23 protein-coding genes are annotated in these 24,690 nt (G+C 67.1%); 11 read left to right on the top strand and 12 right to left on the bottom strand.

What is annotated here, in order from left to right:
* Window positions 1–16: 16 nt before the first annotated feature.
* Entirely contained in the window at window positions 17–1,210 is a 1,194-nt protein-coding gene (locus WHX56_RS04065) for a M20 aminoacylase family protein (protein ID WP_338880551.1), read from the bottom strand.
* Window positions 1,211–1,242: 32 nt separating this feature from the next.
* Window positions 1,243–2,244 (bottom strand): tripartite tricarboxylate transporter substrate binding protein, encoded by a 1,002-nt coding sequence (locus WHX56_RS04060; RefSeq protein WP_338880550.1) that lies wholly within the window; start codon window positions 2,242–2,244, stop codon window positions 1,243–1,245.
* A gap of 129 nt (window positions 2,245–2,373) precedes the next feature.
* Between WHX56_RS04060 and WHX56_RS04055 the strand changes: the two genes are divergently transcribed.
* Window positions 2,374–3,276, top strand: a complete 903-nt coding sequence (locus tag WHX56_RS04055) for a LysR family transcriptional regulator (RefSeq protein ID WP_129242281.1) — start codon at window positions 2,374–2,376, stop codon at window positions 3,274–3,276.
* Window positions 3,277–3,284: 8 nt separating this feature from the next.
* Here the strand turns inward: WHX56_RS04055 and WHX56_RS04050 are convergent, their stop codons facing one another.
* The gene (locus WHX56_RS04050; RefSeq protein WP_129242282.1) at window positions 3,285–3,947 is read right to left on the bottom strand and encodes a glutathione S-transferase family protein; all 663 of its coding nucleotides are present in this window, start codon (window positions 3,945–3,947) and stop codon (window positions 3,285–3,287) included.
* Window positions 3,948–3,951: 4 nt separating this feature from the next.
* The gene (gene uvrA / locus WHX56_RS04045) at window positions 3,952–6,837 is read right to left on the bottom strand and encodes an excinuclease ABC subunit UvrA (RefSeq protein WP_129242283.1); all 2,886 of its coding nucleotides are present in this window, start codon (window positions 6,835–6,837) and stop codon (window positions 3,952–3,954) included.
* A gap of 177 nt (window positions 6,838–7,014) precedes the next feature.
* Between uvrA and WHX56_RS04040 the strand changes: the two genes are divergently transcribed.
* The 5 genes from WHX56_RS04040 (at window position 7,015) to WHX56_RS04020 (ending at window position 10,726) form a co-directional block, all read left to right on the top strand.
* Window positions 7,015–8,199, top strand: a complete 1,185-nt coding sequence (locus WHX56_RS04040) for an MFS transporter (RefSeq protein WP_129242284.1) — start codon at window positions 7,015–7,017, stop codon at window positions 8,197–8,199.
* Window positions 8,200–8,501: 302 nt separating this feature from the next.
* The gene (gene ssb, locus WHX56_RS04035; RefSeq protein WP_043544512.1) at window positions 8,502–9,017 is read left to right on the top strand and encodes a single-stranded DNA-binding protein; all 516 of its coding nucleotides are present in this window, start codon (window positions 8,502–8,504) and stop codon (window positions 9,015–9,017) included.
* 296 nt (window positions 9,018–9,313) lie between these two features.
* Window positions 9,314–9,619: a DUF4148 domain-containing protein gene (locus tag WHX56_RS04030; RefSeq protein ID WP_129242288.1), complete on the top strand. Its 306-nt coding sequence runs from the start codon at window positions 9,314–9,316 to the stop codon at window positions 9,617–9,619.
* Between the two features lie 73 nt (window positions 9,620–9,692).
* A complete protein-coding gene (locus WHX56_RS04025; protein ID WP_129242289.1) occupies window positions 9,693–9,998 on the top strand; it encodes a DUF4148 domain-containing protein in 306 nt (101 codons plus the stop codon).
* Between the two features lie 131 nt (window positions 9,999–10,129).
* Entirely contained in the window at window positions 10,130–10,726 is a 597-nt protein-coding gene (locus WHX56_RS04020; protein WP_129242290.1) for a TetR/AcrR family transcriptional regulator, read from the top strand.
* Between the two features lie 79 nt (window positions 10,727–10,805).
* Here the strand turns inward: WHX56_RS04020 and WHX56_RS04015 are convergent, their stop codons facing one another.
* From WHX56_RS04015 to WHX56_RS04005, 3 genes are all read right to left on the bottom strand, one after another.
* Window positions 10,806–11,666 carry a cysteine hydrolase gene (locus WHX56_RS04015; RefSeq protein WP_338880549.1) on the bottom strand — a complete coding sequence of 287 codons (861 nt, stop codon included), beginning with the start codon at window positions 11,664–11,666 and terminating at the stop codon, window positions 10,806–10,808.
* Window positions 11,667–11,923: 257 nt separating this feature from the next.
* Entirely contained in the window at window positions 11,924–12,541 is a 618-nt protein-coding gene (locus tag WHX56_RS04010; protein ID WP_129242291.1) for a TetR/AcrR family transcriptional regulator, read from the bottom strand.
* 111 nt (window positions 12,542–12,652) lie between these two features.
* Window positions 12,653–14,827 carry a malate synthase G gene (locus WHX56_RS04005; RefSeq protein ID WP_338880548.1) on the bottom strand — a complete coding sequence of 725 codons (2,175 nt, stop codon included), beginning with the start codon at window positions 14,825–14,827 and terminating at the stop codon, window positions 12,653–12,655.
* A 238-nt stretch (window positions 14,828–15,065) separates the two neighbouring features.
* On the opposite strand from WHX56_RS04005, the gene glcC reads away from it, so the two are divergent.
* Window positions 15,066–15,830 carry a transcriptional regulator GlcC gene (gene glcC, locus WHX56_RS04000; RefSeq protein ID WP_129242293.1) on the top strand — a complete coding sequence of 255 codons (765 nt, stop codon included), beginning with the start codon at window positions 15,066–15,068 and terminating at the stop codon, window positions 15,828–15,830.
* Between the two features lie 26 nt (window positions 15,831–15,856).
* Here glcC and WHX56_RS03995 read toward each other — a convergent pair whose 3' ends face one another.
* The 5 genes from WHX56_RS03995 to WHX56_RS03975 all read right to left on the bottom strand — a co-directional run bounded on the left by WHX56_RS03995 (window position 15,857) and on the right by WHX56_RS03975 (window position 20,836).
* A complete protein-coding gene (locus WHX56_RS03995; RefSeq protein ID WP_338880547.1) occupies window positions 15,857–16,978 on the bottom strand; it encodes a saccharopine dehydrogenase family protein in 1,122 nt (373 codons plus the stop codon).
* Between the two features lie 204 nt (window positions 16,979–17,182).
* Window positions 17,183–17,575, bottom strand: a complete 393-nt coding sequence (locus WHX56_RS03990) for a DUF4148 domain-containing protein (protein WP_129242295.1) — start codon at window positions 17,573–17,575, stop codon at window positions 17,183–17,185.
* Between the two features lie 322 nt (window positions 17,576–17,897).
* Window positions 17,898–18,308 carry a DUF1090 domain-containing protein gene (locus WHX56_RS03985; protein WP_338880546.1) on the bottom strand — a complete coding sequence of 137 codons (411 nt, stop codon included), beginning with the start codon at window positions 18,306–18,308 and terminating at the stop codon, window positions 17,898–17,900.
* 66 nt (window positions 18,309–18,374) lie between these two features.
* Complete coding sequence (ubiA, locus tag WHX56_RS03980; RefSeq protein ID WP_338880545.1) at window positions 18,375–19,301, bottom strand: 4-hydroxybenzoate octaprenyltransferase; 927 nt, start codon at window positions 19,299–19,301, stop codon at window positions 18,375–18,377.
* A 338-nt stretch (window positions 19,302–19,639) separates the two neighbouring features.
* On the bottom strand, window positions 19,640–20,836 hold the full coding sequence (locus WHX56_RS03975) for a PLP-dependent aminotransferase family protein (RefSeq protein ID WP_129242298.1): 1,197 nt from the start codon (window positions 20,834–20,836) through the stop codon (window positions 19,640–19,642).
* A 176-nt stretch (window positions 20,837–21,012) separates the two neighbouring features.
* On the opposite strand from WHX56_RS03975, the gene WHX56_RS03970 reads away from it, so the two are divergent.
* The 4 genes from WHX56_RS03970 to WHX56_RS03955 all read left to right on the top strand — a co-directional run bounded on the left by WHX56_RS03970 (window position 21,013) and on the right by WHX56_RS03955 (window position 24,665).
* Window positions 21,013–21,498, top strand: coding sequence for a GAF domain-containing protein (locus WHX56_RS03970; protein ID WP_287754265.1), 486 nt, complete (start codon window positions 21,013–21,015; stop codon window positions 21,496–21,498).
* Window positions 21,499–21,978: 480 nt separating this feature from the next.
* Window positions 21,979–22,872: a 4-hydroxy-tetrahydrodipicolinate synthase gene (gene dapA / locus WHX56_RS03965; RefSeq protein ID WP_338880544.1), complete on the top strand. Its 894-nt coding sequence runs from the start codon at window positions 21,979–21,981 to the stop codon at window positions 22,870–22,872.
* Between the two features lie 124 nt (window positions 22,873–22,996).
* Window positions 22,997–23,773 carry a sterol desaturase family protein gene (locus WHX56_RS03960; RefSeq protein ID WP_129242301.1) on the top strand — a complete coding sequence of 259 codons (777 nt, stop codon included), beginning with the start codon at window positions 22,997–22,999 and terminating at the stop codon, window positions 23,771–23,773.
* A complete protein-coding gene (locus WHX56_RS03955) occupies window positions 23,733–24,665 on the top strand; it encodes a fatty acid desaturase (protein ID WP_338880543.1) in 933 nt (310 codons plus the stop codon). The genes WHX56_RS03960 and WHX56_RS03955 overlap by 41 nt, the downstream gene beginning before the upstream one ends.
* The last annotated feature ends 25 nt before the right edge of the window (window positions 24,666–24,690 follow it).

The raw sequence follows: 24,690 nt of genomic DNA, 5'->3' as shown, positions 1-24,690 counted from the left end.
GCGCGGCGCCGGGGCGTCAGCCCGCCAGGTAGCGCTGCGCCAGCAGCACCCAGTACGCCGCGCCCACGGGCAGGCTGTGGTCGTTGAAGTCGTAGCCGGGGTTGTGCACCATGCAGGCGCCGTGGCCGCTGTTGAAGCCGTCCGGCGAGCCGTCGCCGTTGCCGACCAGCAGGTAGGAGCCGGGCACTTCCTCGAGCATGAAGGCGAAGTCTTCGCTGCCGGTGAGCGGCCGGGTCTGCGGATCCACCTTGGCGGCGCCCACCAGCTCCACCGCCACTTGGCGCGCGAAGTCCGTTTCCGCCGGCGTGTTCACCAGCACCGGATAGCCGCGCTGGTAGTCGATGGCCGCCCGCACCTGGTAGCTGGCCGCCTGGCTGTGGACCAGTTCGGTGATGCGCGCCTGCAGCGTGTCGCGCACCTCGCGGTCGAGCGCGCGGACGCTGAGCTTGAGCGTCGCGGTCTGGGGAATGACGTTGTTGGCCTTGCCGGCATTGAATGCGCCGACCGTGATCACGGCCATGTGCAGGGGGTCGATATTGCGGGCGACGATGCTCTGCAATCCCAGGACGATGGCCGATCCGGCGACGATGGGATCGGCGGCGCGGTGCGGCACCGCGCCGTGCCCGCCCACGCCTTCCAGCACGATGGTGACGTTGTCGGACGACGCCATGGCGGGGCCGTCGCGCAGCAGCAGGTGGCCTTGCGGATGGCCCGGCATGTTGTGCATGGCGAAGATGGCGTCGCACGGATACTTGCGGAACAGCCCGTCTTCCATCATGCGCTTGGCCCCGCCCAGGCCCTCTTCGGCGGGCTGGAAAATCAGGTTCAGGGTGCCGCTGAAATCGCCGTCCCTGGCCAGGTGGTGCGCCGCGGCCAGCAGCATGGCGGTGTGGCCGTCGTGGCCGCAGGCGTGCATGACGCCTTCGTTGCGGCTGGCATGTTCCAGGCCCGTGGCTTCCTGGATGGGCAGGGCGTCCATGTCGGCCCGCAGGCCCAGGCGCCTGGCGCCGGCGCCGCGGCGCAACTGGCCGACCACGCCGGTGCCGCCCAGCCCGCGCTCCACCTCGTAGCCCCACTGCGCCAGGCAATGCGCCACCAGATCGCTGGTGCGGAATTCCTGGAAGCCCAGTTCGGGGTTGCGGTGGATATCGCGCCGGATCGAGACGAACTCGTCGGCCTGGGCGGTCACGGTCTGCAGAATGGGGTGCATGGAAGGTCGTTCCTGGTGGGGAGGGCGCGCGGTCACGGGTTGCCGGCCAGTTGCACGTGGCTGGAGATTTCTCGGAAGCGCTCGGTTTCGGCGCGGTACATGGCGTCCGCCTGCTCCGCGCTCATCGGCGCGGAGACTTCGATGTTCTGGTATTGCAGGCTTTCCTTCACCGCGGGGTCCTGCATGGCGGCGTTGAGCGCCGCGTGCAGTTGCAGGACCACGTTTTCCGGGGTGTCGCGCTTGACGAAGTAGCCGGTCCAGGTGGTGAAGTTGAAGCCCTTGAGCGATTGGCCTTCGTTCACGGACGGCACCGTCTTGAGCGCCGGCAGCGCGCTGCGTTGCGGATCCAGGCTGGCCAGCAGCTTGATGCGGCCTTGCTCGGCCAGCGCCACCTGCTGCTGCGACAAGGGCAGGATGGCGATGTCCACTTGCCCGCCGCCGAGGTCCTGCATCAGCGGCGCGCCGCCCTTGTAGGGCACGTGGACCATGTTGGCGCCGATGGTGCGGGCCAGGTGCTCGCCCAGGACGTGATAGAGGGAGCCCACGCCCACGCTGCCGAAGGTGAGCGGCTGCGAGCCCGAGCGCGAACGCGCCAGCGCGACGAGTTCGTCGGCGTTCGCGGCCGGCAGATCGCTGCGCGCCACGACCACCAAGGGCGCCATGCCGATCATCTGTACCAGGCGGAAATCCTCGCTCTTGAGCTTGACCGCGGGATTGGCGATGGGCGCGAGGATCAGTTCGTTGGGAGACCCCTGGAACAGGTAATAGCCGTCGGGCCTGGCCGTCAGGACCTTCTGCGCGCCCAGCGCGCCGCTGACGCCGCCCAGGTTTTCCACCAGCACGGGCTGGCCAAGCTGTTTGGACACGGGCGGCGCCACGACGCGCGCAATGGCGTCGGACGCGCCGCCGGCCGGGTAGGGCACCATCATCATGACGGGCCGGCTGGGATAGTCCGCGGCCTGGGCGCCCTGGCCCAGCAATGCGGCGCCCAGCGCCAAGGCACAGCCGGCCAGGCGCAGGGGGTTGAAAAGCATGTTCACGGGTTCCCCTTTTTGGAATGGTGGTGTCGTGATTGCATGCTAGGGACAGCGCTCGCTAGTTGTCTAACGAATTGTTATTCTGGAAGCTAGAAAAAAAACTCATACTTGAGCGGAGGCCGGGCCATGAACCTCAAGCAGCTCGAACACCTGCTGGCGGTCGCCGAAGCGGGGTCCTTCAGCCGCGCGGCCGAACGCCTGCACCTGACCCAGTCGGCGCTGAGCCGCAGCATCCGGATACTGGAAGAGGACCTCGGGGCGCGGCTGCTGGACCGCATGGGCAAGCGCACGGAACTGACGCCGCTGGGCCTGACCGTCGCCGGCCGCGCCCGGCGCATCCTGTTCGAGTCGGCCGAATTGCGCCGCAGCGCCGAATTGCTGACCCAGGGAGACCGCGGCGCCATCAGTATCGGCCTGGGTTCGGGGCCGGGCGCCATGCTCATGACGCCCCTGCTGGCGCACGTCGCGCAGCGGTATCCGCAATTGCGCCTGGAGGTGATGCGCGGCTCGCTGGAGGCGCACCTGGCGCTGCTGCGCCAGCGCCGGCTGGACGCGCTGGTGGTGGATACCCGCGGCATCGTGCCGGCGGCCGACCTGCGCATCGAGCCTGTGTCGCAGATGCGGGCCGGCTTCATCTGCCGCCCCGGCCATCCGCTGGCGCGCGCCGCGCGCCCGCCGCGTTTCGCGGAGATCGCGTCCTATCCTCTGGCGTCCACCTTCCTGGCGGCCGACACCGAACGGATCCTCGTCGAGCATTTCGGCATCGAGGCGGATCCGCAAACCTCGGTGCGCCTGCGCTGCGACGAAATCGGCAGCCTGCTCGAAGCGGTGCGCGTGTCCGACGCGGTGTTCCTGGGCATCGTGGGCGCGGCCCGGGCCGGCATCGAGGCGGGAGAATTGGCGGAGCTGCCGGCCGACCCGCCGCTGCGCAGCCACGCCCTGTTCGCGCTGGTGACCCTGACCGGCCGCACCGAGGCGCCCGCGATGGGGCTGCTGCGCGAATTCGTGGCCGAGCGGCTGCGCGACTGAGCCGGGCTTCAGCGATGCTTGCGGTAGGGCTCATCTTCGGGCACGAAGGTGGCTTCGGCGCGCGCGTCCTGCATCCAGGACTGCATGGCCGGCAGGGCCAGCACGGCGTCCATGTAGTCGCGCACGGGGCCCGCCGCCGGGATGCCGTAGGTGGTGAACCGGGACACCACGGGCGCGAAGAACGCGTCGGCGATCGAGAAGGCGCCGAACAGGAACGGCCCGCCGCCGCCGAATTCGGCGCGCGTGTCCTGCCAGATGGCGTGCATGCGGGAAATGTCCTGGCTTGCGGCCTCGGGCAAATCGATGCCCGGCAGATGGGCTTCGATGTTCATCGGCAACGCCTCGCGCAGCGCGCCGAAGCCGCTGTGCATCTGCGCCGCCAGCGAACGCGCCCGCGCGCGGGCGCGGACGTCCTGCGGCCACAGGCGGGCCTCGGGATGGCGCTCGGCGGCGTATTCGCAGATGGCCAGGGAATCCCAGACGGCGAAGTCGCCGTCCAGCAGCACGGGCACCAGGCCGGCGGGCGACACCGCGCCCAGCCGGCGCGAGAATTTCTCGGTGAACAGGCCGAGCTTCTGCTCCGTGAACGGGACGCCCGCGGCGCGCAGGGCGATCCACGGGCGCATGGACCACGAGGAGTAGTTCTTGTTGCCGATGATCAAGGTGTACATGCCGCTATCCCTCATGCGTTGAGTGCACGGGCAGCCGGCCCGGCGCGCGGCGCAGGAGCTTGCCCAGGTATTGCCCGGTATGGCTGGCCTCGGTGGCCGCGACGTCCTCGGGCGTGCCCTGCGCCACCACGTAGCCCCCGCCATCGCCGCCTTCGGGGCCCATGTCGATGACCCAGTCGGCCGTCTTGATGACGTCCAGGTTGTGTTCGATGATCAGCACCGTATTGCCGCTGTCGACCAGTTGGTTCAGCACCTGCAACAGTAGCTCGATATCCCGGAAATGCAAGCCCGTCGTGGGTTCGTCCAGGATGTACAGCGTGCGGCCGGTGCTGCGGCGGGACAGTTCCTGCGACAGCTTCACGCGCTGCGCTTCGCCGCCGGACAGGGTGGTGGCGCTCTGGCCCAGCCGGATGTAGGACAGGCCCACGTCGATGAGCGTGTGCAGCTTGCGGGAGATGGCCGGCACGGATTCGAAATATTCGAGCGCCTGTTCGACCGTCAGGTCCAGCACTTCGCTGATGTTGCGGCCGCGGTAGCGGATCTCCAGCGTTTCGCGGTTGTAGCGCTTGCCGTGGCAGACGTCGCAAGGCACGTACATGTCGGGCAGGAAGTGCATTTCCACCTTGACCACGCCGTCGCCCTGGCAGGCCTCGCAGCGGCCGCCCTTGACGTTGAAGCTGAAGCGCCCCGGGTCGTAGCCGCGGGTCCGCGCTTCCGGCACGCCGGCGAAGAGTTCGCGGATGGGCGTGAACAGGCCCGTGTAGGTGGCCGGGTTGCTGCGCGGCGTGCGGCCGATGGGGCTCTGGTCCACGCTGATGATCTTGTCGAAATTCTCCAGCCCCTGCATCGACACGTAGGGGGCGGGCTCGCTTTGCGCGTGGTGCAGTTGCCGCGATACGGCGACGGCCAGCGTGTCGTTGACGAGCGTGGATTTGCCCGACCCGGAAACGCCGGTCACGCAGACCAGGCGGCCCGACGGGATGCGGAGTTCCACGTTCTTCAGGTTGTTGCCGCTGGCGCCCGACAGCTCCAGCCAGGGCAGATCGTCGCTGACGGGGCGGCGCGCCGGGATCGCGATGGCGCGCGCGCCGCTGAGGTACTGGCCGGTCAGCGAGGCGGGATCGCGCTGCACGGTTTCCGGATCGCCTTGCGCCACGACTTCGCCGCCGTGTTCGCCGGCGCCCGGCCCCATGTCCACGACCCAGTCGGCCATGCGGATCATGTCTTCGTCATGCTCGACGACGATGACGCTGTTGCCGAGGTCGCGCAGGTGCTGCAAGGTGCCGATCAGGCGGTCGTTGTCGCGCTGGTGCAGGCCGATGGAGGGCTCGTCCAGCACGTACATCACGCCGGTCAGGCCGGAGCCGATCTGGCTGGCCAGGCGGATGCGCTGCGCTTCCCCGCCGGAGATGGTGTCGGCGCTGCGGTCCAGCGACAGATAGTTCAGGCCCACGTTGTTCAGGAAGCTCAGGCGCGCCTCGATCTCGCGCACGATGCGCTGCGCGATTTCCTGCTTGGCGCCGGTCAGGCTCAGCTCGCGGAACCACGACAGGCAGGTCGACAGCGGCATCGCCTCGACCTCGTAGATGGCCTGGCCATGGCGCTCGCCGCCGCGCGGATCCTGGCCGATCAGCACGTTGCGCGCTTCCGGGCGCAGGCGCGAGCCGGCGCAGTCGGGGCAGGTCTTGATGTTGCGGTACTTGCCCAGTTCCTCGCGCACGGTGGCGGAATCGGTCTCGCGCCAGCGGCGTTCCAGGTTCGGGATGACGCCTTCGAAGGTGTGGCGTTTTACCGTGCTGCGGCCCTTCTCGTTCAGGTAGAGGAACGAGATCTCTTCTTCGCCGGAGCCGTACAGCACCTTCTCGCGCAGCGCTTCCGGCAGTTCCTCGAAGGGCGCCTCGATATCGAATTCGTAATGGGCCGCCAGGCTGGTCAAGAGCGAATGAGTGAACGCGTTGCGGCGGTCCCAGCCGCGGATGGCCCCCGCGGCGAGGCTCAGCTCCGGAAAGGCGACCACGCGCTTGGGGTCGAAGAATCCGACCTGGCCGATGCCGTCGCAACTGGGGCAGGCGCCCATGGGGTTGTTGAAGCTGAACAGGCGCGGTTCCAGCTCGGGCAGGCTGTGGCTGCACACCGGGCAGGCGTAGCGGCTGGAGAAAACCTGTTCGCGCCCGCCGTCCATGTCCAGCGCCAGCGCGCGGCCGTCGGCCAGTTGCAGGGCGGTTTCGAAGCTCTCCGCCAGGCGCTGCTTGCTTTCGGGCTTGATGCGCAGCCGGTCGATCACGACATCGATGTCGTGCTTCTCGGTTTTCTTCAGCGGCGCCATGCCGTCGATTTCCATCATCTGGCCGTCGACGCGCAGGCGCACGTAGCCCTGCGCCTGCAGGCTGGCGCATTCGTCCTCGAAACTGCCTTTCTTGCCCCGGGCGATCGGCGCCAGCACGGCCAGGCGTGTCTCGGGCACCCAGGACAGCACCGCGTCCACCATCTGGCTGACGCTTTGCGCCTGCAGCGGCAGGCCGTGGTCCGGGCAATAGGGCGTCCCGACCCGCGCATACAGGAGGCGCAGGTAGTCGTGGATCTCGGTGATGGTGCCGACGGTGGAGCGGGGGTTGTGCCCGGCCGCCTTCTGCTCGATCGAGATCGCGGGCGACAGCCCTTCGATCAGGTCCACGTCCGGCTTGTCCATCAGTTGCAGGAATTGCCGGGCGTAGGCGGAAAGGCTTTCCACGTAACGTCGTTGGCCCTCCGCGTACAGCGTGTCGAACGCCAGGGAAGACTTGCCCGAGCCGGACAAGCCGGTGACGACCACCAGTTTGTGGCGCGGCAGGTCCAGCGAGACGTTCTTGAGATTGTGGGTGCGGGCACCCCGAATGCGTATCGCGTCCATCGGGCTCTTAAGCGGTTTCAAAGGCCAACTTGGTACTATAGCGCGCCGAATCCCCCCGCGTTCGGGGCAGTCCTTCAGCCCGGATTGGCCCGGGGCCGGCGCCGCACCGTCAAATCAGACCGTGAGCGTATGAAATCCACGCGCGCGAACAGCCCTAGTCATTGTTGAAATTTCCGCATGCCGGCAGATAAAAAACTGAAATTGACTCCTTCCGAGCGTCGCGCCAGTGTGGCGCTGGCCGGCCTGTTCGCCGCGCGGATGCTGGGACTGTTCCTGTTGCTGCCCGTCTTCGCCGTGGCCGCCAGCGGCATGCCGGGCGGGGACGATCCGGCGCGCGTGGGCCTGGCGCTGGGCATGTACGGCCTGACCCAGGCCTTCATGCAGATTCCCTTCGGCCTGGCGTCCGACCGCTGGGGGCGCCGCCCCGTGGTGCTGTTCGGCCTGCTGCTGTTCGTCGCGGGCAGCATCGTCTGCGCGCAGGCCTCGGACGTGTACTGGATCACCATCGGCCGCGCTATCCAGGGCGCCGGCGCCATTTCCGCGGCGGTCACCGCCTGGCTGGCGGACGCCACCCGGGACGAAGTGCGCACGCGCGCCATGGCCATGGTGGGCGGATCGATCGGCCTGTCCTTCGCCGTGTCGCTCGTCCTGTCGCCCGTGCTGGTGGGCTGGTGGGGCCTGTCGGGCCTGTTCTGGACCATCGCCTGTCTGGGCGTCATCTGCCTGGGCGTGGCGCGCTGGGTCGTGCCCGTGGTGCCGCGGACCCAGGCCCGCGCCATGCAGACGGCCAGGCCGCGGGAAGTCCTGACCCACCGCGACCTGCTGCGCCTGAATTTCGGCGTTTTCGTGCTGCACCTGATCCAGGTGTCGCTGTTCGTGGTGGTGCCCGCGCTGCTGGCGAAGGTGGGCGGGCTGGACGCGCGCGAACTCTGGAAGGTCTATCTTCCGGTCATCCTGGTGTCCTTCGTGCTGATGGTGCCCGTGGTGTTCGTCGCGGAAAAGCGCCGGGCCCATCGCGGCGCCTTGCGCGCCGCCGTCGCGGGGCTGATCCTGGTGTGCGCCTTGCTGCCCGCCGCCAGCCACGGTTTTTACACGCTGGCCGCCGCGCTGACGGGATTTTTCGTTGCCTTCAATGTGCTGGAGGCCCTGCAGCCGTCGCTGGTGTCCCGGGTGGCGCCGCAGGCCTACAAGGGCCTGGCGCTGGGCTTCTACAACACCGCCCAGGCCGCGGGCCTGTTCGCCGGGGGCGCGCTGGGAGGCTGGCTGGCCGCGCATTCGGGGGCAAGCGCGGTGTTCCTCGCCGCGGCGGTCCTGTCCGCGGTCTGGCTGGCGGTGACCTGGGCGCTGCGGCCGCTGGCCTGAGGCCGCGCGGCGCTTCGGCTGCCCCCGGGGCCGGGAAAGTCGAGGATCGCACGCCGAACGGCGCTCAACAGCCGGCAAATCCAGCGGAGGGGCGGGCGGTTTTGTCACTATTTCCGTTTGGCGCGGCGCCCCCTTTTCGTCGATAATAGACATCAATCTAGGGCTTCACCCGGCGTCGCCGGTCATCGTGATGATGACCGGCGTGTTTCATGAAGCCGGTCTTCAACATCGCTTTTATGTTGTTGCCGGCGCGCTCGCGGCAACGCACAGGCGCAGGCTGTCAACAACAGAGGGACAACGGCATGGCATCGGTTAACAAAGTCATACTCGTGGGCAATCTGGGACGCGACCCGGAAGTCCGCTACAGCCCCGACGGGGCGGCAATCTGCAATATGTCCATTGCCACCACCTCCACCTGGAAAGACAAGGCTTCCGGCGAACGCCGCGAAGAAACGGAATGGCACCGCGTCGTCATGTACAACCGCCTGGCCGAAATTGCCGGCGAATACCTGAAGAAGGGCCGCTCGGTCTACATCGAAGGCCGCCTCAAGACGCGCAAGTGGCAAGACAAGGACACCGGCGCTGACCGCTACAGCACCGAAATCGTCGCCGACCAGATGCAGATGCTGGGCGGCCGCGAAGACGGCGGCGGCGGTGGCGCCAGCTATGGCGGTGGCGGCGGCTACGACGACGCGCCGCGCCAGCAGCGCGCCGCCCCGGCGCAGCGCCCGGCGCCCCAGCAGCGTCCGGCTCCCGCGGCGGCCCCGGCCAGCAGCGGCGCCAACCTGGCGGACATGGACGACGATATTCCGTTCTAAGCCCGGAACAGGCCGCGGGCCTGTGGATATCTCGAGCCCAGCCGTCGATACGGCTGGGCTTTTTTATTCGCGGGACTTCCCGGGAATTGTGGCGGAGAAATATTTGGTTTCACAATTCCGCTTGGTTCATCTATCTAGTAGTAGGTAAGATTCATCCATCGACGCAGCGAACCCAACAAACCCGCCGTCGCCGACACCAGAAATACAGTAGTCCGCTTTTTTATTTCCTTGTTCATCTATCTACAAGTAGATAGTTTATCTGAAACCCAACACGAATCCTTATCCGGAGATTGACCATGAAGACCCTCGTATCCGCCCTGATCCTGTCCGCCTCGTTCATTGGCGCCGCCCAAGCCGGCGAACTGGACTATCCGCCCGCCCTGAACACGCAAAGCACGGTCACCCGCGCCCAGGTACAGCAAGAACTGGCCGCCGCCCGCGCCAACGGTGAACTGGTGTCCGGCGAAGAAGGCTACGCCGCGACGACCTTTGCCGCCGCTGCCGACAAGACCCGCGCCCAAGTACAACAGGAACTGGCGGCCGCCCGCGGCCAAGGCCTGACCGAAAGCGCCGAACTCGCCTACCCGCCCGTGCAAGGCTGATTTTTTTCCCTCGATATCTATCTACACATAGATAGCACCACAAATCCCATACCGATCCTTTTGGAGATTGACCATGAAGACCCTCGTATCCGCCCTGATCCTGTCCGCTTCGTTCATCGGCGCCGCCCAGGCCGGCGAACTGGACTATCCGCCTCCCCTGAACACGCAAAGCACGGTCACCCGCGCCCAGGTGCAGCAGGAGCTGGCCGCCGCCCGCGCCAACGGTGAACTGGTATCCGGCGAAGAAGGCTATGCCGCGACCGCGTTCGCCCATGCCGGCGACAAGACCCGCGGCCAGGTGCAGCAAGAACTGGCGGCCGCCCAGGCCCACGGTTTGACCGACAGCGGCGAACTGGACTATCCGCCCGTGCAAGGCTGATCAGGATGCCGACGCATGCGGGCCCCGGGGGGCGGGACGATTCCCGGCCGGGGCCCGCGCGGGCGTTATGGCGGCGGCGAGAACCGCCGGAACCGGTGACGAACCGACCTATTAGTAGGTAATATTCAGCCATGGACACTCCTACCCCCACCACCACCCGCGAACTGCTTCTAGCCCACGCCGAGAAGCTGATCCGCACGCGCGGATGCAACGGCTTCAGCTACCGCGACCTGGCTGAGCACGTGGGCGTGAAGACGTCCAGCATCCACTATTACTTTCCGGGCAAGGACGACCTGCTCTACGAGGCCGTCGAAGCCTATAGCGCGCGCGCCCTGGCCGGAGTGCGCGGCATCGATACGACGCAGTCCGCGCAGGCGCAGCTCGACGAATACCTGTCGCTGATGGAATCGCGCGCCTGTGGATCGGGCGAACTCTGTCTGGGCGGCATGCTGGCCGCCGAGGTCAATTCGCTGCCCGAACGCGTGCGCGGCGCCCTGCAGGGATTTTTCCGGGCGCATGAAGCCTGGCTGGCCCGTGTGCTGGCCGAAGGCGCGGCGCAGGGCACGATGAAATTCTCCGGCACGCCCGAGGCGGCCGGCCGCGCGGTGTTCGCCACGGTGCAGGGCTGCATCCTGGTGTCGCGCCTGTTCCAGCAGCCGGCGGCATTGTGCGAGGCCATCGGCGCCCTGTACGTGCAATGCGAAGGAAAGGCGGACAAGGCCGGCTGACGCGCCCGGTCCCGCCTGTTGCCGACGGCCGCCATGCGCACTGCAGGCGGCCGTTGCGTTTGCGTTTGCGCTTCCGCGATCAGGCCGCCAGCAGGGCGCGCGCCATGTCGACGCTGGTCCGCTGCTGCACGCCCAGATCCCGCACGCGCTGCTGGAATGCCGCCTGTGCGTCGGCGAAGCCGGCGACGGGGCTCATGCAGTCCGTCAACAGCACCAGGCGGGACAGGTCGCGGCCGGGCAGATGCTCGGCCAGGTGTTCGACGGTGGCCTTGACGCAATGGCTGCCGGCTTCGCCCGCGATGAGGATGAGCTCGGCGCGGTCCAGCGAATCCAGCAGCCCGCGGTTGAGCTGGCTGCGGGGATCGTCGGCATCGGGCACTTCGGCCATCAGCGCGCTGTAGTGCTCGGTCCAGGGATTCGTGCCCTTGGGCACCTTGCGCACGATGAACTGGCGCTCGTCCTCCCAGCGGCTGTAGGCGGCCCGCACGTCCGCGTGCACGTTGTGGCCCCAGGTGCCGATCTCGCAATGCACGGGCCAGACCATCAGCGTATAGCGGCCGCGCGCTTCCAGCTCATCGAGGTAGGACAAGGTGCGCGGCAGGTCGTCGACATGGCGGGGCCGGAACGCGCCCGCGCGCACCTGCGCCGCGGTGATGGGCGTGAACGGCGCGACGGGCTGGCCGTCTCCGGTGCTCCAGAACGTCGGGTGCGCGATATCCAGCCGATGGTGCGAATCGAGCGTGACCGTGATCGACGTCAGCACGGACGCGGTGGCGTCGATGAAGCGCGCCAGCCGCAGCATGTCGGCGTGCGCGCCCGCGACCGGCAAGGCGGGCGCGCAGGGGATGCCCGTGAGCGGGTCCGCCGGCAGATAGGCCGGCGGCAGATCGCAGAAGTCGTTCTGCGGGTCGATGATCAATAGATGATTGGAGCGCGGCATGACGGCGTTCGGGGAAGGCGAACTGGAAATATAGAACGGGACGGCCATGGCGATCTAGAAAAGTACCAGATGCTCGGCGCGGTCCGGCAGTTGGCGCAGGAGGGCGCGCCATTGCAGCCAGATTCTTGCTCCGGCCGAGACGGCGATGATTGCGATGACGATCCACATGGTCAGAGACTCCATAAAATTTCGCACGAGTGTGCGAAATTAAGGGAAAGCAATGCGCCCGCGGCAACCGCTGTGCGGGCCGGCGGGCGCTACTCGATGTACTTGAAACTGCGGTAGGTGGAAATCAGGCGTTCATAGGCGGCCCGCACACGCTCGTGGGCCTTCGGATCCCGCAGGAAGCGGGCGTCGTGCATCAGGCCGATCATCAGGCTGTAGACCTCGAACACGAGCTGCTCGGGATCCGTGTCCGGCCGCAAATGGCCGGCTTCCAGCGCCTGGTTTACGGTACGCACCATGGCCGCGCGCCACCGCTTGAGGTTGCTTTCCAGCACCGAACGCAGCGGCGAATCCACGTCGTCGTATTCGAAGGCGCCCGCCACGTAGATGCAGCCCGTCAGCATTTCGACGTTGCTGGCGCGCTCTATCCACAGCGAGACCAGGGCATTCAGGCGCGGCAGGCCGCGGGGAAAGGCCAGGGCCGGCGTGAAGACGGCGGCCACGAAGCGGCGGTCGTATTCGTCCAGCACCGCCTGCTGCAAGGCCTCCAGCGAGCCCACCCGCGAGAACACGCCGCTCTTGCTGATGCCCAGGCGCTTGGCGACCTGGCCGAGCGACAGGCTTTCCATTCCCTGCGCGGCGGCCATGTCCAGCGCGGCATCCACGATGGCCGCGAAGGTCAGCTCGCTTTTTTCAGTCTTGGCAGTCATTGGCGAAATTTAGCACGACCGTGCGAAATTAGCATCGTTTTCTTGGAATCCGCGCGCAAAAAAAACCGGACAGCGGCGCTGTCCGGTCGTCTTGCGTCGGGGGCCGGGAGGTCAGGCCTGGGCGGCCTTGAATTCCAGGCGGTACTTGTGCAGCAGCGGTTCGGTGTAGCCGTTGGGCTGCGTCAGCCCTTCGAACACCAGCGCGCACGCGGCCTTGAACGCGAGCGAGGTGTCGAAGTGGCCGGCCATCGGACGGTAGAGCGCGTCGCCGGCGTTCTGGCCGTCGACCACCTTGGCCATGCGCTTGAACGTTTCCAGGACCTGTTCGCGGTTGGTCACGCCGTGCCGCAGCCAGTTCGCGATGTGCTGGCTGGAGATCCGCAGCGTGGCGCGGTCTTCCATCAGGCCAACGTTGTGGATGTCCGGCACCTTCGAGCAGCCCACGCCCTGGTCGATCCAGCGGACCACGTAGCCCAGGATGCCCTGGACGTTGTTGTCCAGTTCCTGCTGGATGTCCTCGGCGGACCATTTCGACCGGTCGCCGACGGGGACGGTGAGCAGGCCGCTCAGCAGATCGTCGCGCACGCTGTCCAGCTTGATGCCTTCCAGTTCCTGCTGGACGGCCTGCACGTCGACCTGGTGGTAGTGCAGCGCGTGCAGCGTGGCTGCCGTGGGCGACGGCACCCAGGCCGTGTTGGCGCCGGCCCTGGGATGCGCGATCTTCTGTTCCAGCATGGCGGCCATCAGGTCCGGCATGGCCCACATGCCCTTGCCGATCTGGGCGCGGCCGCGCAGGCCGGCGTCCAGTCCGACCAGCACGTTGTTGCGTTCGTAGGCCGTGATCCAGGCGGTGGACTTCATGTCGCCCTTGCGCAGCATGGGGCCGGCTTCCATGCTGGAGTGCATTTCGTCGCCGGTGCGGTCCAGGAAGCCCGTGTTGATGAAGGCCACGCGGGCCGCGGCGGCCTCGATGCAAGCCTTGAGGTTAATGCTGGTGCGGCGCTCTTCGTCCATGATGCCCATTTTCAGGGTGTTGCGCGGCAGCTTCAGCAGGTCTTCGACGCGGTCGAAGAGTTCGCTCGCGAAGGCGGCCTCGGCCGGGCCGTGCATCTTGGGCTTCACGATGTAGACGGAACCGGTGCGCGAGTTCAGCTTGCGCTCGCGGTCCTGCAGCGCGGCCAGGCTGGTGACCACCGCGTCCAGGATGCCTTCGGGAATCTCGCGGCCGTCGCGGTCCAGGATGGCCGGGTTGGTCATCAGGTGGCCCACGTTGCGCACGAACATGAGCGAACGGCCGTGCAGGGCCAGCGCGGAGCCGTCGGGGCGCGTGTACTGGCGGTCGGCGTTCAGCTTGCGGGTGAAGGTCTTGCCGCCCTTGGTGACTTGTTCGGTCAGGTCGCCCTTCATCAGGCCCAGCCAGTTGCGGTAGATCTGGACCTTGTCGGCGGCGTCCACGGCGGCGACGGAGTCTTCGCAATCCATGATGGTGGTCAGCGCGGCTTCCACCAGCACGTCCTTGACGCCCGCGGCGTCGGTGCCGCCGATGGCGTGGGCGCGGTCGACCTGGATCTCGAAATGCAGGCCGTTGTTCTTGAGCAGGATGGCCGAGGGCGCGGAGGCGGAGCCCTGGTAGCCGACGAACTGCGAGCCGGACTTCAGGCCGGTTGCGCCGTCGGCCAGTGCGACGCGCAACTGGCCGTTTTCGACGGTGTAGCCGCGCGCGTCGGCGTGCGAGCCCTGGGCCAGCGGGGCGGCGGAATCCAGGAAGGCGCGGGCGCGGGCGATGACGGCGGCGCCTCGTTGCGGGTTGTAGCCGCCGCCCGTGTCGCCGGGCGTGGCGGGGATGGCGTCGGTGCCGTAGAGGGCGTCGTACAGGCTGCCCCAGCGCGCGTTGGCGGCGTTCAGGGCGTAGCGCGGATTGGACATGGGCACGACCAGTTGCGGGCCGGCCTGCTGCGAGATCTCGGTGTCGACGTTGTCGGTGGTGGCGCGCACCGTGGCGGGCTGCGGCAGCAGGTAGCCGATGCCTTCGAGGAACTTGCGGTAGGCGGCGGGATCCGCGATGGGGCCGGGATTGGCGCGGTGCCAGGCGTCGAGTTCGGCTTGCAGGCGGTCGCGCTCGGCCAGCAGCGTCCGGTTCTTGGGGGCCAGGTCTTGCACCAGGGCCGCGAATCCTTGCCAGAAACCGTCGGCATCCAGGCCGGTGCCGGGCAGCGCTTCCTGTTCGATGAATTGGTTGAGATCGGCCGCCACTTGCAGGCCGTGGTGCTGGATGCGTTGAGTCATGCGGTTCTCTAGCGGTAAGTGAAGCTGGCCGGCGCCGCGCGCCGGGCGGATCTGTCGTGACATCATCGTTCGCGCCTGCCGCAATGTCCATATCAAAACCCGCTGGTCATACCAGTTTATTTTTGCCGCCTCAGGCAAAGCGTCGATTTTTATGGTTTTATATCAGCTACTTACCGAGGCTTGATTTGCTGGCTCCTGCTGGGACCGAGCTTGGTCATACCACTGGTCCGGAGAGCGAATGTACGCGGAAACAGAAGAAAAACCCCGCCAGGTGGCGGACGAGGTCGCCGAGCGCATCGAACGCCTGATCCTGGACGGCGTGCTCAAGGCCGGCCAGGCGCTGCCGTCCGAACGGCGGCTGACCGAAAAACTGGGCGTGTCGCGCACGGCGTTGCGCGAAGGCCTGAAGCTCCTGCGCGCGCGCGAGATCATCCATACCTCGCAGGGCAAGGGGTCGTTCGTGGCGCAGATCTCGAAGGTGGACGCCGGGCCGTTGATGCATCTGTTCAATTCGCAGCCGCGCACCCTGTACGACCTGCTGGAGGTGCGTTCCCTGCTGGAGGCCGAATCGGCGCGGCTGGCCGCCATCCGCGGCACCGAGGCGGATTTCATCATGATCCGCCGGCGCTATGACGAAATGGTGGCGGCGCAGGGCGCGGACACCGACACGACGACGCACGCCCACCTGGACCACGCCTTCCACCTGGCGATTTGCGAGGCTTCGCACAATCCGGTGCTGGTCCATACCCTGCAATCGCTGACGGACCTGCTGCTGGGGTCCGTGTTCGCCTGCGTGAACAACCTGTACCACCGCCAACCCGAAAAGCGGCAGATCGACCGGCAGCACACGCGGCTGTTCAACGCGGTGACGGGGCGCCAGCCCGAACAGGCGCGCAAGGCGGCGGCGGATCACGTGGACAGCGTGCGCCAGAGCCTGTCGGACATCGAGCAGGAAGAGCAGCGCCTGGTGCGCGCCACGCTGCGCCTGGAAGGCTGGACCTAGGCGCAGCGCGCGCCGGATCGGCCGGCTCAGCGGTCGGCCGTGGCCCTGCCCGCCAGGGCCAGCGGCTTGGCCGCGTAGACCCGGCCGTAGCGGTTGTGCGCGAAGGTCTCCAGGTCGATGGCTTCCTGGCCCACGAACCCGCGTTGCGGCAGGACGCCCTGCGCCACCAGGTCGAGCGCGGCGCAGATGCCCGCGGCGGTGGATAGCTGGATCGCGCTGAGGCGATGGCCCTCGACGTCCGCGCCGAAGATGCGGACCGGGTAGGACTCTTCCTCCAGCCGGCCGTTGCGGCGGCCCGACGCCGAGGCCTGGATCACGATCACGTCCTGTTCGGTGGTGGGGATGGCCGCCTCGAAGATTTCCTTGAGCAGGTCGCGGCGGTCGCGCAGGCGCAGATCGTTGAGCAGCAGTTTCATGATGCCGCAGTGGCCGGGGTAGCGCACGGACTTGTAGTCCACGTTGCGCGCGCGGCCGAGCAGGGTGGCGGGCAGGGTGCCCAGCCCGCCCGAGGTGTTGAAGGCCTCGTATTCCACGCCGTCCAGCGCGAAGGTCTCGTAGCCTTCCAGGGCCGGCACGCTCGTGAGCTGCCCGTCGACGATGGCCTCGCACGGGTTGCAATATTCGTTGATGAGCCCTTCCGTGCTCCAGGTCAGGTTGTAGCGCAGGCTGTTGGAGGGATAGCGCGGCAGGGCCCCGACGCGCATGCGCAGGTCCAGCAGCGTATCGAAGCGGCGCGCCAGCGCATTGCCGACGATGCCGATGAAGCCGGGCGCCAGGCCGCATTGCGGCATCAGGACGCTGCGGGCGTCCTCGGCCAGCGCCTGGATGGCATGCGTGCTGGCCACGTCCTCGGTCAGGTCGAAATAGTGCACGCCGGCCTTTGCGCACAGGCCGGCAACCGCGATGGCGCGATGGAAGGGCAGTGCGTTGACGACGGCGTAGCGGCCCTCGATGCAGCGCGCCAGCGAATCGTCGTCCGAAATCTGCCGGGTTTCGCAGCCCAGCTCGGCCACGGCGCGCAGCCGGGCCGGATCCTGGTCGGCGACCAGCACCGAGTAGTCGCCGCTGCGTTCCAGCATCAGCGCGATGGCGAAACCGATTTTTCCGGCGCCCAGGAGGAGGACAGGACGGGGGGAGGCGGTGGACATGGTGCGGGCTCCTGCGGGTAAGAGGGAGGGAGTGGCCTCATCCTATGCCCGCGCACTGTCGATGTGTAGATACCAAATAGTCGTATCGGCCATAGGTAACGTTGATTCGACTTAATTGGATGTCGAATCGTCAAAAACAAAACCCCCCGGCATGTGCCGAGGGGCTTTGGGGGGCGCTTGCGTGGCCGTGGCGGCCACGGGGAATTAGCTGCCCAGGGGCGGGTAGTCCAGGTTGCCGAAGGTGACCAGGCCTTCCGACTTGGCTTGCGCCAACTGGGTCTGGACCTGGGAGCGGGTCAGCGAGGTGGCGTGTTCGGCAGCGGCGACGGGCGGGTAGTCCAGATTGCCGAAAGTCACTTCGCCGGCGTTCCTGGCCTGGGCCAGTTCGGCCTGGACCTGTTGCGAAGTCAGGCCCGACGTCTGGGCGATGGGGGCGGGATAGCCTTCTTCGCCGAACGTGTACTGGCCCGACACCTTGGCTTGTTGCAGTTCGGCCTGGACCTGGGCGCGCGTGGGGCCCTGGTCGGCTTCGGCGGCTTGGGCGCCGGCGGCCAGAACGGACATGGACAGCATCAAAGCGGTAGCAAGGGTTTTCATGGCAGACCTCCGATGTCTTGAGCTTGGGAGCCGAACCGCTGACGTGATTGCCGGGGGTTCGCTTGCTGTGTCCCGATGAGATGCATTCTGTGCCTAAATAGCCCTGGGATAAACCCTTATTACCTGAAAACATCTTTCCAAAATATAGGCTAATCGGTTTTTATCTTACCGATTGACACCATGTATGGTGATATTTCCATTTGATGACGCAATGGCCGCGGCCCGCGCCTGAAGGCGGGCGCGTAGCGGCGGAGGAGGGGGAAGAGGGAGGGGAAAGCGGCGCGCGGCCCGGGACGAGGCCCGGGGCCGGCAAAGGGGAAGGTCAGCGGTTCAGTTCGGCCAGCGCGGCGTCGTATTCCGCCTTGGCCTCATCCAGCTTGCGCTGGGCCTTGTCGATCTTGTCCTGCTTGCCCTTGTCGCGGGCTTTCTTGAGTTCGCTTTCGCGCTCGGAGACCTTGCTCTGTTTTTCCCGCACGTCTGCCTCGCGCTGGGATTGCAGGCGGCTGTCGGTGCAGTTTGCCTTCGCTTCCGCCAAGGCCTTGCGCAAGCCGGCTTCACGGCGGGTATTGTTCTGCGCCTGCGCGGCGGCGATGTCGTTTTCGATGTGGCAGAACTTGGCGGCGCAGCCGCGCTGGGCCGAGCAGTCGCCGGCGGCCTGCGCCGGGACGGCCGCGATGGCGGCGGCGGCCGCGGCCGCGGCCGCCAGGGCCAGGGGTTTGAGCAAAGCGGGCATGCGGGCCTCCGTAAGGCGTTGAGGAAGGGCTATCATCGCCCGGGCCGGCGCGCCAGGCAATGCGCTTCAGCGGATCAGCGTGCCGGCCAGCGCCGCGGCCACCAGCAGCGCGCCCAGCCAGAGGTTGGCGCGGAACAGCATGAAGTTGCGGTCGGGGCGCTGGATGTCGAACACTTTCAACTGCCATGCCAGATGCGCCGCCACCGCGGCGATGCCGGCCTGGTAGGCCCACGACAGGCCGATGGCGTAGCCGCCCCACGACCACAGCACGACGGTCGCCAGATAGAAGCCGCCGATCCAGAGCTTGCCCCGGTCGCCGAAGCGCATGGCGGTGGAATGCAGGCCCAGGCTGCGGTCGTCCCGCACGTCCACATAGGCATAGATGCTGTCGTAGCCCACTTGCCACAGCACGGCCCCCGCCCACATCGCGACGGCGGCGAGCGGCACGTGGTTCTGGGTATCCGACCAGGCCATCAGCATGCCCCAGTTGAAGCAGATGCCCAGCACGACCTGCGGCCAGTACGTGACGCGCTTGCACAGGGGATAGATGAAGACGAACGGCAGTACCGCAACCGCCAGCCAGCGGCTCATGCCGTTCAGGAAGAACAGCAGCGACCCGCAGACCAGCAATTGCCCGAGCAGGAACCAGACGGCGTTCTTCATGGTGAGCTGGCCGCTGGTCAACGGGCGGAAGCGCGTGCGTTCGACGTGCTTGTCGAAGTCGCGGTCGCACATGTCGTTGACGGTGCAGCCGATGCCGCGCATGAGCAACGCGCCCAGCGAAAACACGATCAGCCGTTGCAGGTCCGGCAGGCCGCCCGCGGCCTGGACCAGCGCGGCGATGGCGGGCAGCAGCGTGAGCCAGGTGCCGATGGGGCGGTCCAGGCGGCAAAGCCGGGCGTAGGGCCGCCACGATTTCGGCAGCCAGCGTTCGACCCAGTCGGTGAAGACGATGTCGCTGAGGTCGACGGGAGATTGTTGGGGAGCGCTCACTGTCACGGCGAAACGGAGTGGGGAAAACCGACAGCATAAAACAATGGCGGCTCGGGCATTGCGCCGAGCCGCTCCGTATGCCGCGGTGCCCGTGCTTCGCCTGTGTCTGACACCCGTACGCGAGATGCTACGGCTTGCGTCAGTGCTCCTCGGGTGTCAGACACCCGGGAAGCGTCGCGGCAAACCGTAGATCATCTCGTACGGGTGTCAGACACTTGCTGCATCTCCTCCAGATGCCGCCGCTGCGCCCCCAAGCGGGGCCGCACGGATCCGGCTCCGCCGGTCCGTAGCGGCGCCCCCCTGGGGGGGAAGCGCCGCAGGCGCTTCGGGGGGGGGACCTACTCTTCTCGAAGCAGCTTGCCCAGGATGGCGATGCCGGTGCGGATCTTGTCTTCCGGCACGGTGGCGAAGCTCAGGCGCAGCGTGTTGGACTTGCCGGCGCCGCAGTAGAACGGCGCGCCGGGCACGAACGCCACATTCTGCGCGATGGCCTTTTCCAGCAGCTTGGTGCTGTCGATGTGCTCGGGCAGCGTCAGCCAGATGAACATGCCGCCTTCCGGCTTGGTCCACGTGACGGTGGACGGGAATTCGCGCGTGATGGCGTCCAGCATGCAGCTACCCTGGGCGCGGTAGATTTCGCGCACGTTGGGCAGGTGTTCGTTCAGGAAGCCGTCCTTGACGATTTCGTACACGGCCATCTGGGTCAGCGTCGGCGTGTGCAGGTCGGTAGCCTGCTTGGCCTGCACCAGCTTGTTGATGAGCGGGCGCGCGGCGGCGATGTAGCCCAGGCGCAGGCCGGGGGCCAGCACCTTCGAGAACGTGCCCAGGCGGACGACGTTGGCGCCGTATTCGGCGGCCAGCGCGATCAGGCCCGGCTGCGGCTCGCCCGCGTAGCGCAGTTCGCCGTAGGGGTCGTCTTCGACGATAGTCAGGTTCAGTTCCGCGGCGCGCTTGACCAGCGCGATGCGGCGTTCCAGGTTGAGCGTGCGGCCAGTGGGGTTCTGGAAGTTGGGCAGCGCATACAGGAAGCGGGCGCCATCGGCCAGTTCGGGGGTGATGGCTTCCGGGATCAGGCCGCCTTCATCGGTGGGCACCGGCGTGAACTTCGGCTGGTACAGGCTGAACGATTGCAGGGCGCCCAGGTAGCTGGGGTCTTCGACGAGCACCTTGCTGTCCTTGTCGATCAGCACCTTGCCCAGCAGGTCGAGCGCCTGCTGCGAGCCCGACACGATCAGGATCTGGTCGGCGGCGACGTTCGCGCCGGCGCTGTTCAGGTCGTCGGCGACCCATTGGCGCAGCGGGGCGTAGCCTTCGGTCGGGCCGTACTGCAGGGCGGCGCGGCCGTTGGTGGCCAATACCTTGTCGAATGCCTCTCGCACCACTTCTACCGGGAAGCCGCCGGGCGCCGGCAGGCCGCCGGCGAACGAAATGACTTCGGGACGCTCGGTTACCTTGAGGATCTCGCGGATGGCGGAGCTGGTGAGTTGCTGGGCGCGTTCCGAGAAGGAAAACGCAGGTTCGAGAGGCTTGTCCATGGAGTGCTTCTTGATCAAGAAGGGGTAGGAAGAGACGGGCTTTTTTTTCCCTTCGGGAGGCCCGGTTGAAAAAATCGGCGAAAAGTATTGTCCCATATGGAGGCGGCCCGGCCCCCATAATGGGCGAAACCCCTAAAATCACCTGCACCGATAATCGCCTGTACAGTTACATTTCCATGTTCGAAGCCGCCCCCATCACCGCCGATTCCAAGGCCGCCCTGTATGCCGAACTGGCCGTCCAGGCCCGCGCCCTGCTGGAAGGCGAGCGCGACCGCATCGCCAATGCCGCCAACCTGAGCGCGCTGGCCTACCAGGCCCTGCCTCAGTTGAACTGGGCGGGTTTCTATTTCTACGACGGCACCGAGCTGGTGCTGGGCCCGTTCCAGGGCAAGCCGGCCTGCGTGCGCATCCCGTTGAACCGCGGAGTGTGCGGCGCCGCCGCCAGCCAGCGCCAGACGCAACTGGTGCCCGACGTGCACGCCTTTCCGGGCCACATCGCCTGCGACGCGGCTTCGCGTTCCGAGATCGTCGTGCCGCTGGTGCTGGACGGCAGGCTGATCGGCGTGTGGGACGTGGACAGCCCGGTGCCGGACCGCTTCGACGAAGACGACCGCAAGGGGATGGAAGCGCTGTGCGCGGTGTTTCTGGCCAGCTTGGGGTGAGTGGTTGCCGGGGCGGGTGGTGTCAGACACCCGGGGAGATAGGCTTCGGCATGGGCGGCCATCTCGTATGGGTGTCCGACACCTTGCCATCTCGGGCGGTGTCTGACACCCGTACGAGACGCACGCCATCCTGCACCAGCGCTCCCCGGGTGTCTGACACTATGTTTGCCAGCCGCCGTTGACACCGCCCTGCGCTCCCGGTAGATTTCCGTTTCTTGCGCCACCCGCAGTTCCCAATTCCATGATCCGTCAGGCCAGCCAATCCGCTTTCCCGTTCCGCGCCCTGGGCGCGGCGCTGGCTTGCGCTGGCCTGAAATCCAAAAAACAGCCGCTCGTCTGACCGGAGCATGCTGTTCCGTCAGATGGGCGACGGAACAGCGGCCTCCTGGCGGCGCTTGGCGCCGTCCGCGCATCCCCCTGATATCCCGAGCACTTCTGTACGGTCCAACCACGGTCCGCTTACACCGAAGGAGTGTTCACATGCAATCTCACCAATCTCCGATCCAGGGCGTCTGGGTGCCTCTCGTCACGCCGTTTTCCGGCGGCGCCGTGGATGGCGGAGCCTTGCGCCGCCTGGTGCGCCACTACGCCGCGGCCGGCGTGGACGGGCTGGTCGTGTGCGGCAGCACCGGCGAAGCCGCGGCCCTGGACGATGCCGAACAACTGGCCGTGCTGGACGCCGTGCTGACGGAAGCGGGCGCGCTGCCCGTCATCATGGGCCTGGCGGGCAACCACCAGGGACACGTGCTGCAGCGCCTGGCCGCGTTCGGCACGCGCCCGCTGGCGGGCATCCTGGCGCCCGCGCCGTACTACGTGCGCCCCGGGCAGGAAGGCGCCGCGGCCTATTTCCGCTGCCTGGCCGATGCTTCGCGTTTTCCCCTGGTGCTCTACGACATTCCCTACCGGACAGGCGCGACGCTGGACACCTCGACCCTGCTCGCGCTGGCGGCGCATCCGAACATCGCCGCGATCAAGGATTGCGGAGGAGCGCTGGACAAGACGATCGCGCTGATCGCCGACGGCAACATGAACGTGCTGGCGGGCGAGGACCTGCAGTCCCTGACCGTGCTTTGCCTGGGCGGCGCCGGCATGATCGCGGCGGCGGCGCACATCCGTCCGGACCTGTTCGTGGCCATGCACCGCGCCGTGCGCGCGCAACAACTGGACCAGGCCAGGAAGCTGTTCCATGCGCTGGTCCCGGTGATCCAACTGACGTTCGCCGAGCCCAACCCCGGCCCCGTGAAGGCGCAACTGGGCCGCCAGGGCCTGCTGAGCGCGGAATTGCGGCAGCCCATGCCGCGCGCCAGCGAAGTCCTGGCCGCCCGCCTGGATGCGGCGGTAACCGGCTTGAACCGCCTGTATCCCGGCCAATAGCCCGTGCCACGCGTGAGCAGTCCGCCAGCTTTGTGGCGTTCAGATTCATTTGGTAATAAATGACCTGCCTGGAAGCTGACGGATTGCTTATGATGCGGCCATTCTCCGGGTAAAAAAAACGTTCATGGCCCAAGCTTTTGAAGCCTTGTCCGCCTGGCAGGTCATGCTGGCGGGCTTGCTGTTTTTCGGCGGCATCTATCTGGTCTTCGGCGCGGCCACCTGGCTGTTGACGCACTACCTCCTGCCCGCACTCGGCATCGGGCGCGCGCTGGATCCGCGCCCGCTCGCGCCCGGCCAATTGCGGCGCGAGTTCGCCCAATCCGGCCTGTCCATCCTGCTGTTCGGCACCGGCATGATTTTCCCGTGGGGCCTGCTGCAACTGGGATGGGCGCGCCTGGACCCGGATGCCGGCTGGCGGCAGATCCTGGCCGAGATCCTGGTGCTGGTGGCCTGGAACGACGTGCACTTCTGGATCAATCACCGCCTGCTGCACACCAGGCCGCTGCGCCGGTTCCACCTGCCGCATCACCGTTCGGTCGTGACCACGCCGTTCTCCACCTACAGCTTCCATCCCATCGAAGCCCTGATGCTGGGCAACGTCATCCTGCTGCCCATGGTGCTGCACGATTTCAGTTTCTGGTCGCTGGTCTCGGTGCCGCTGTTCAGCCTGTTCTTCAACTGCATCGGGCACGCCAACTACGACTTCTTTCCCCGCGTGTCCTATGCGCACTGGTTCGCCGCCAGCCGCCGGCATCATCTGCACCATGCCTGCTACAACGGCAATTACGGCTTCCAGTTCACCTTCATGGACCGCCTGTTCCGCACCCGGCTCAAGGCCGAGGCGGCGGCGCCCCAACTGGATGCCTTCCGGCAGCGAGAGTCGCTTGGCGGGCGGGCCTGAGGCGCCGCGCCGGCGGCCGGCGCTGCGCAACCGGCGCGACTGGCAAAGCCTTGCCTACCTGGCCGTCCTGCCGGCGCTGGCGGCCTGGCAATGGGTGCACGGGTTCTGGTGGCCCCTGTACGGGCTGATGCTGTTCCTGACTTTGGGCATCGGCGTCATCCACCACAACCACACGCACCTGCGGATGTGGCGCGGCCGCCGGGCCAATCGCATCACCGACTTCTGGATCACCCTGCTGCAGGGGCATCCGACGTTCGTCTTCTATCCGGCCCACGTGGCGAACCACCACCGCTACCGGCACGGCGCGCGCGACGCGGCGCGCACCTACCGCTTCGGCGGCGACACGAATCATCTCTGGGGTTATCTGATCCACCCGCTCCAGGCGGTGTGGGTGCTGTATCCGCTGTTCTTCGCCTGGCTGGGCCGCCTGCGCCGCCATTGGCCGGGCGCATGGCGCTACTGCATGGCGCAGTACGGCGCGTGGCTCGGCCTGTGGGGCGGCCTGCTGGCGGTGAACCCCGCCAAGGCGCTGGTGTTCGTCATCGTTCCGCAGTTGCACGGCCTGCATTGGCTGCTGGCCACGAACTACCTGCAGCATGCGCACGCCGACGGCGGCCCCCGGTCCGTCGCCGGCCTGGACTACGCGCGCAATTTCGAAGGGCTGGTCAATCCGTTGTTGTTCAACATCGGCCTGCATACCGCGCATCACGAGCATTCGCGGGCGCACTGGTCCGAGCTGACCCGCCTGCATCGCGAGCGCTACCGCGGCCGCGTGCATCCGGCCTTGAACGAGCGCGGACTGACGCCCTATATGTTCCGCGTCTTCGTGCTGGGCACGTTCGTGCCGCGTTTCCGCAGCCATTCGCGCATGGCGCCCGAGCACGTCCGCTAGCGCCGCCACCCCATTCTTTCACTAG

This window comes from Achromobacter veterisilvae (assembly GCF_037619525.1).
Taxonomy (GTDB): Bacteria; Pseudomonadota; Gammaproteobacteria; order Burkholderiales; family Burkholderiaceae_B; genus Achromobacter; species Achromobacter veterisilvae.
This window is presented reverse-complemented; position numbering and strand designations above follow the sequence as displayed.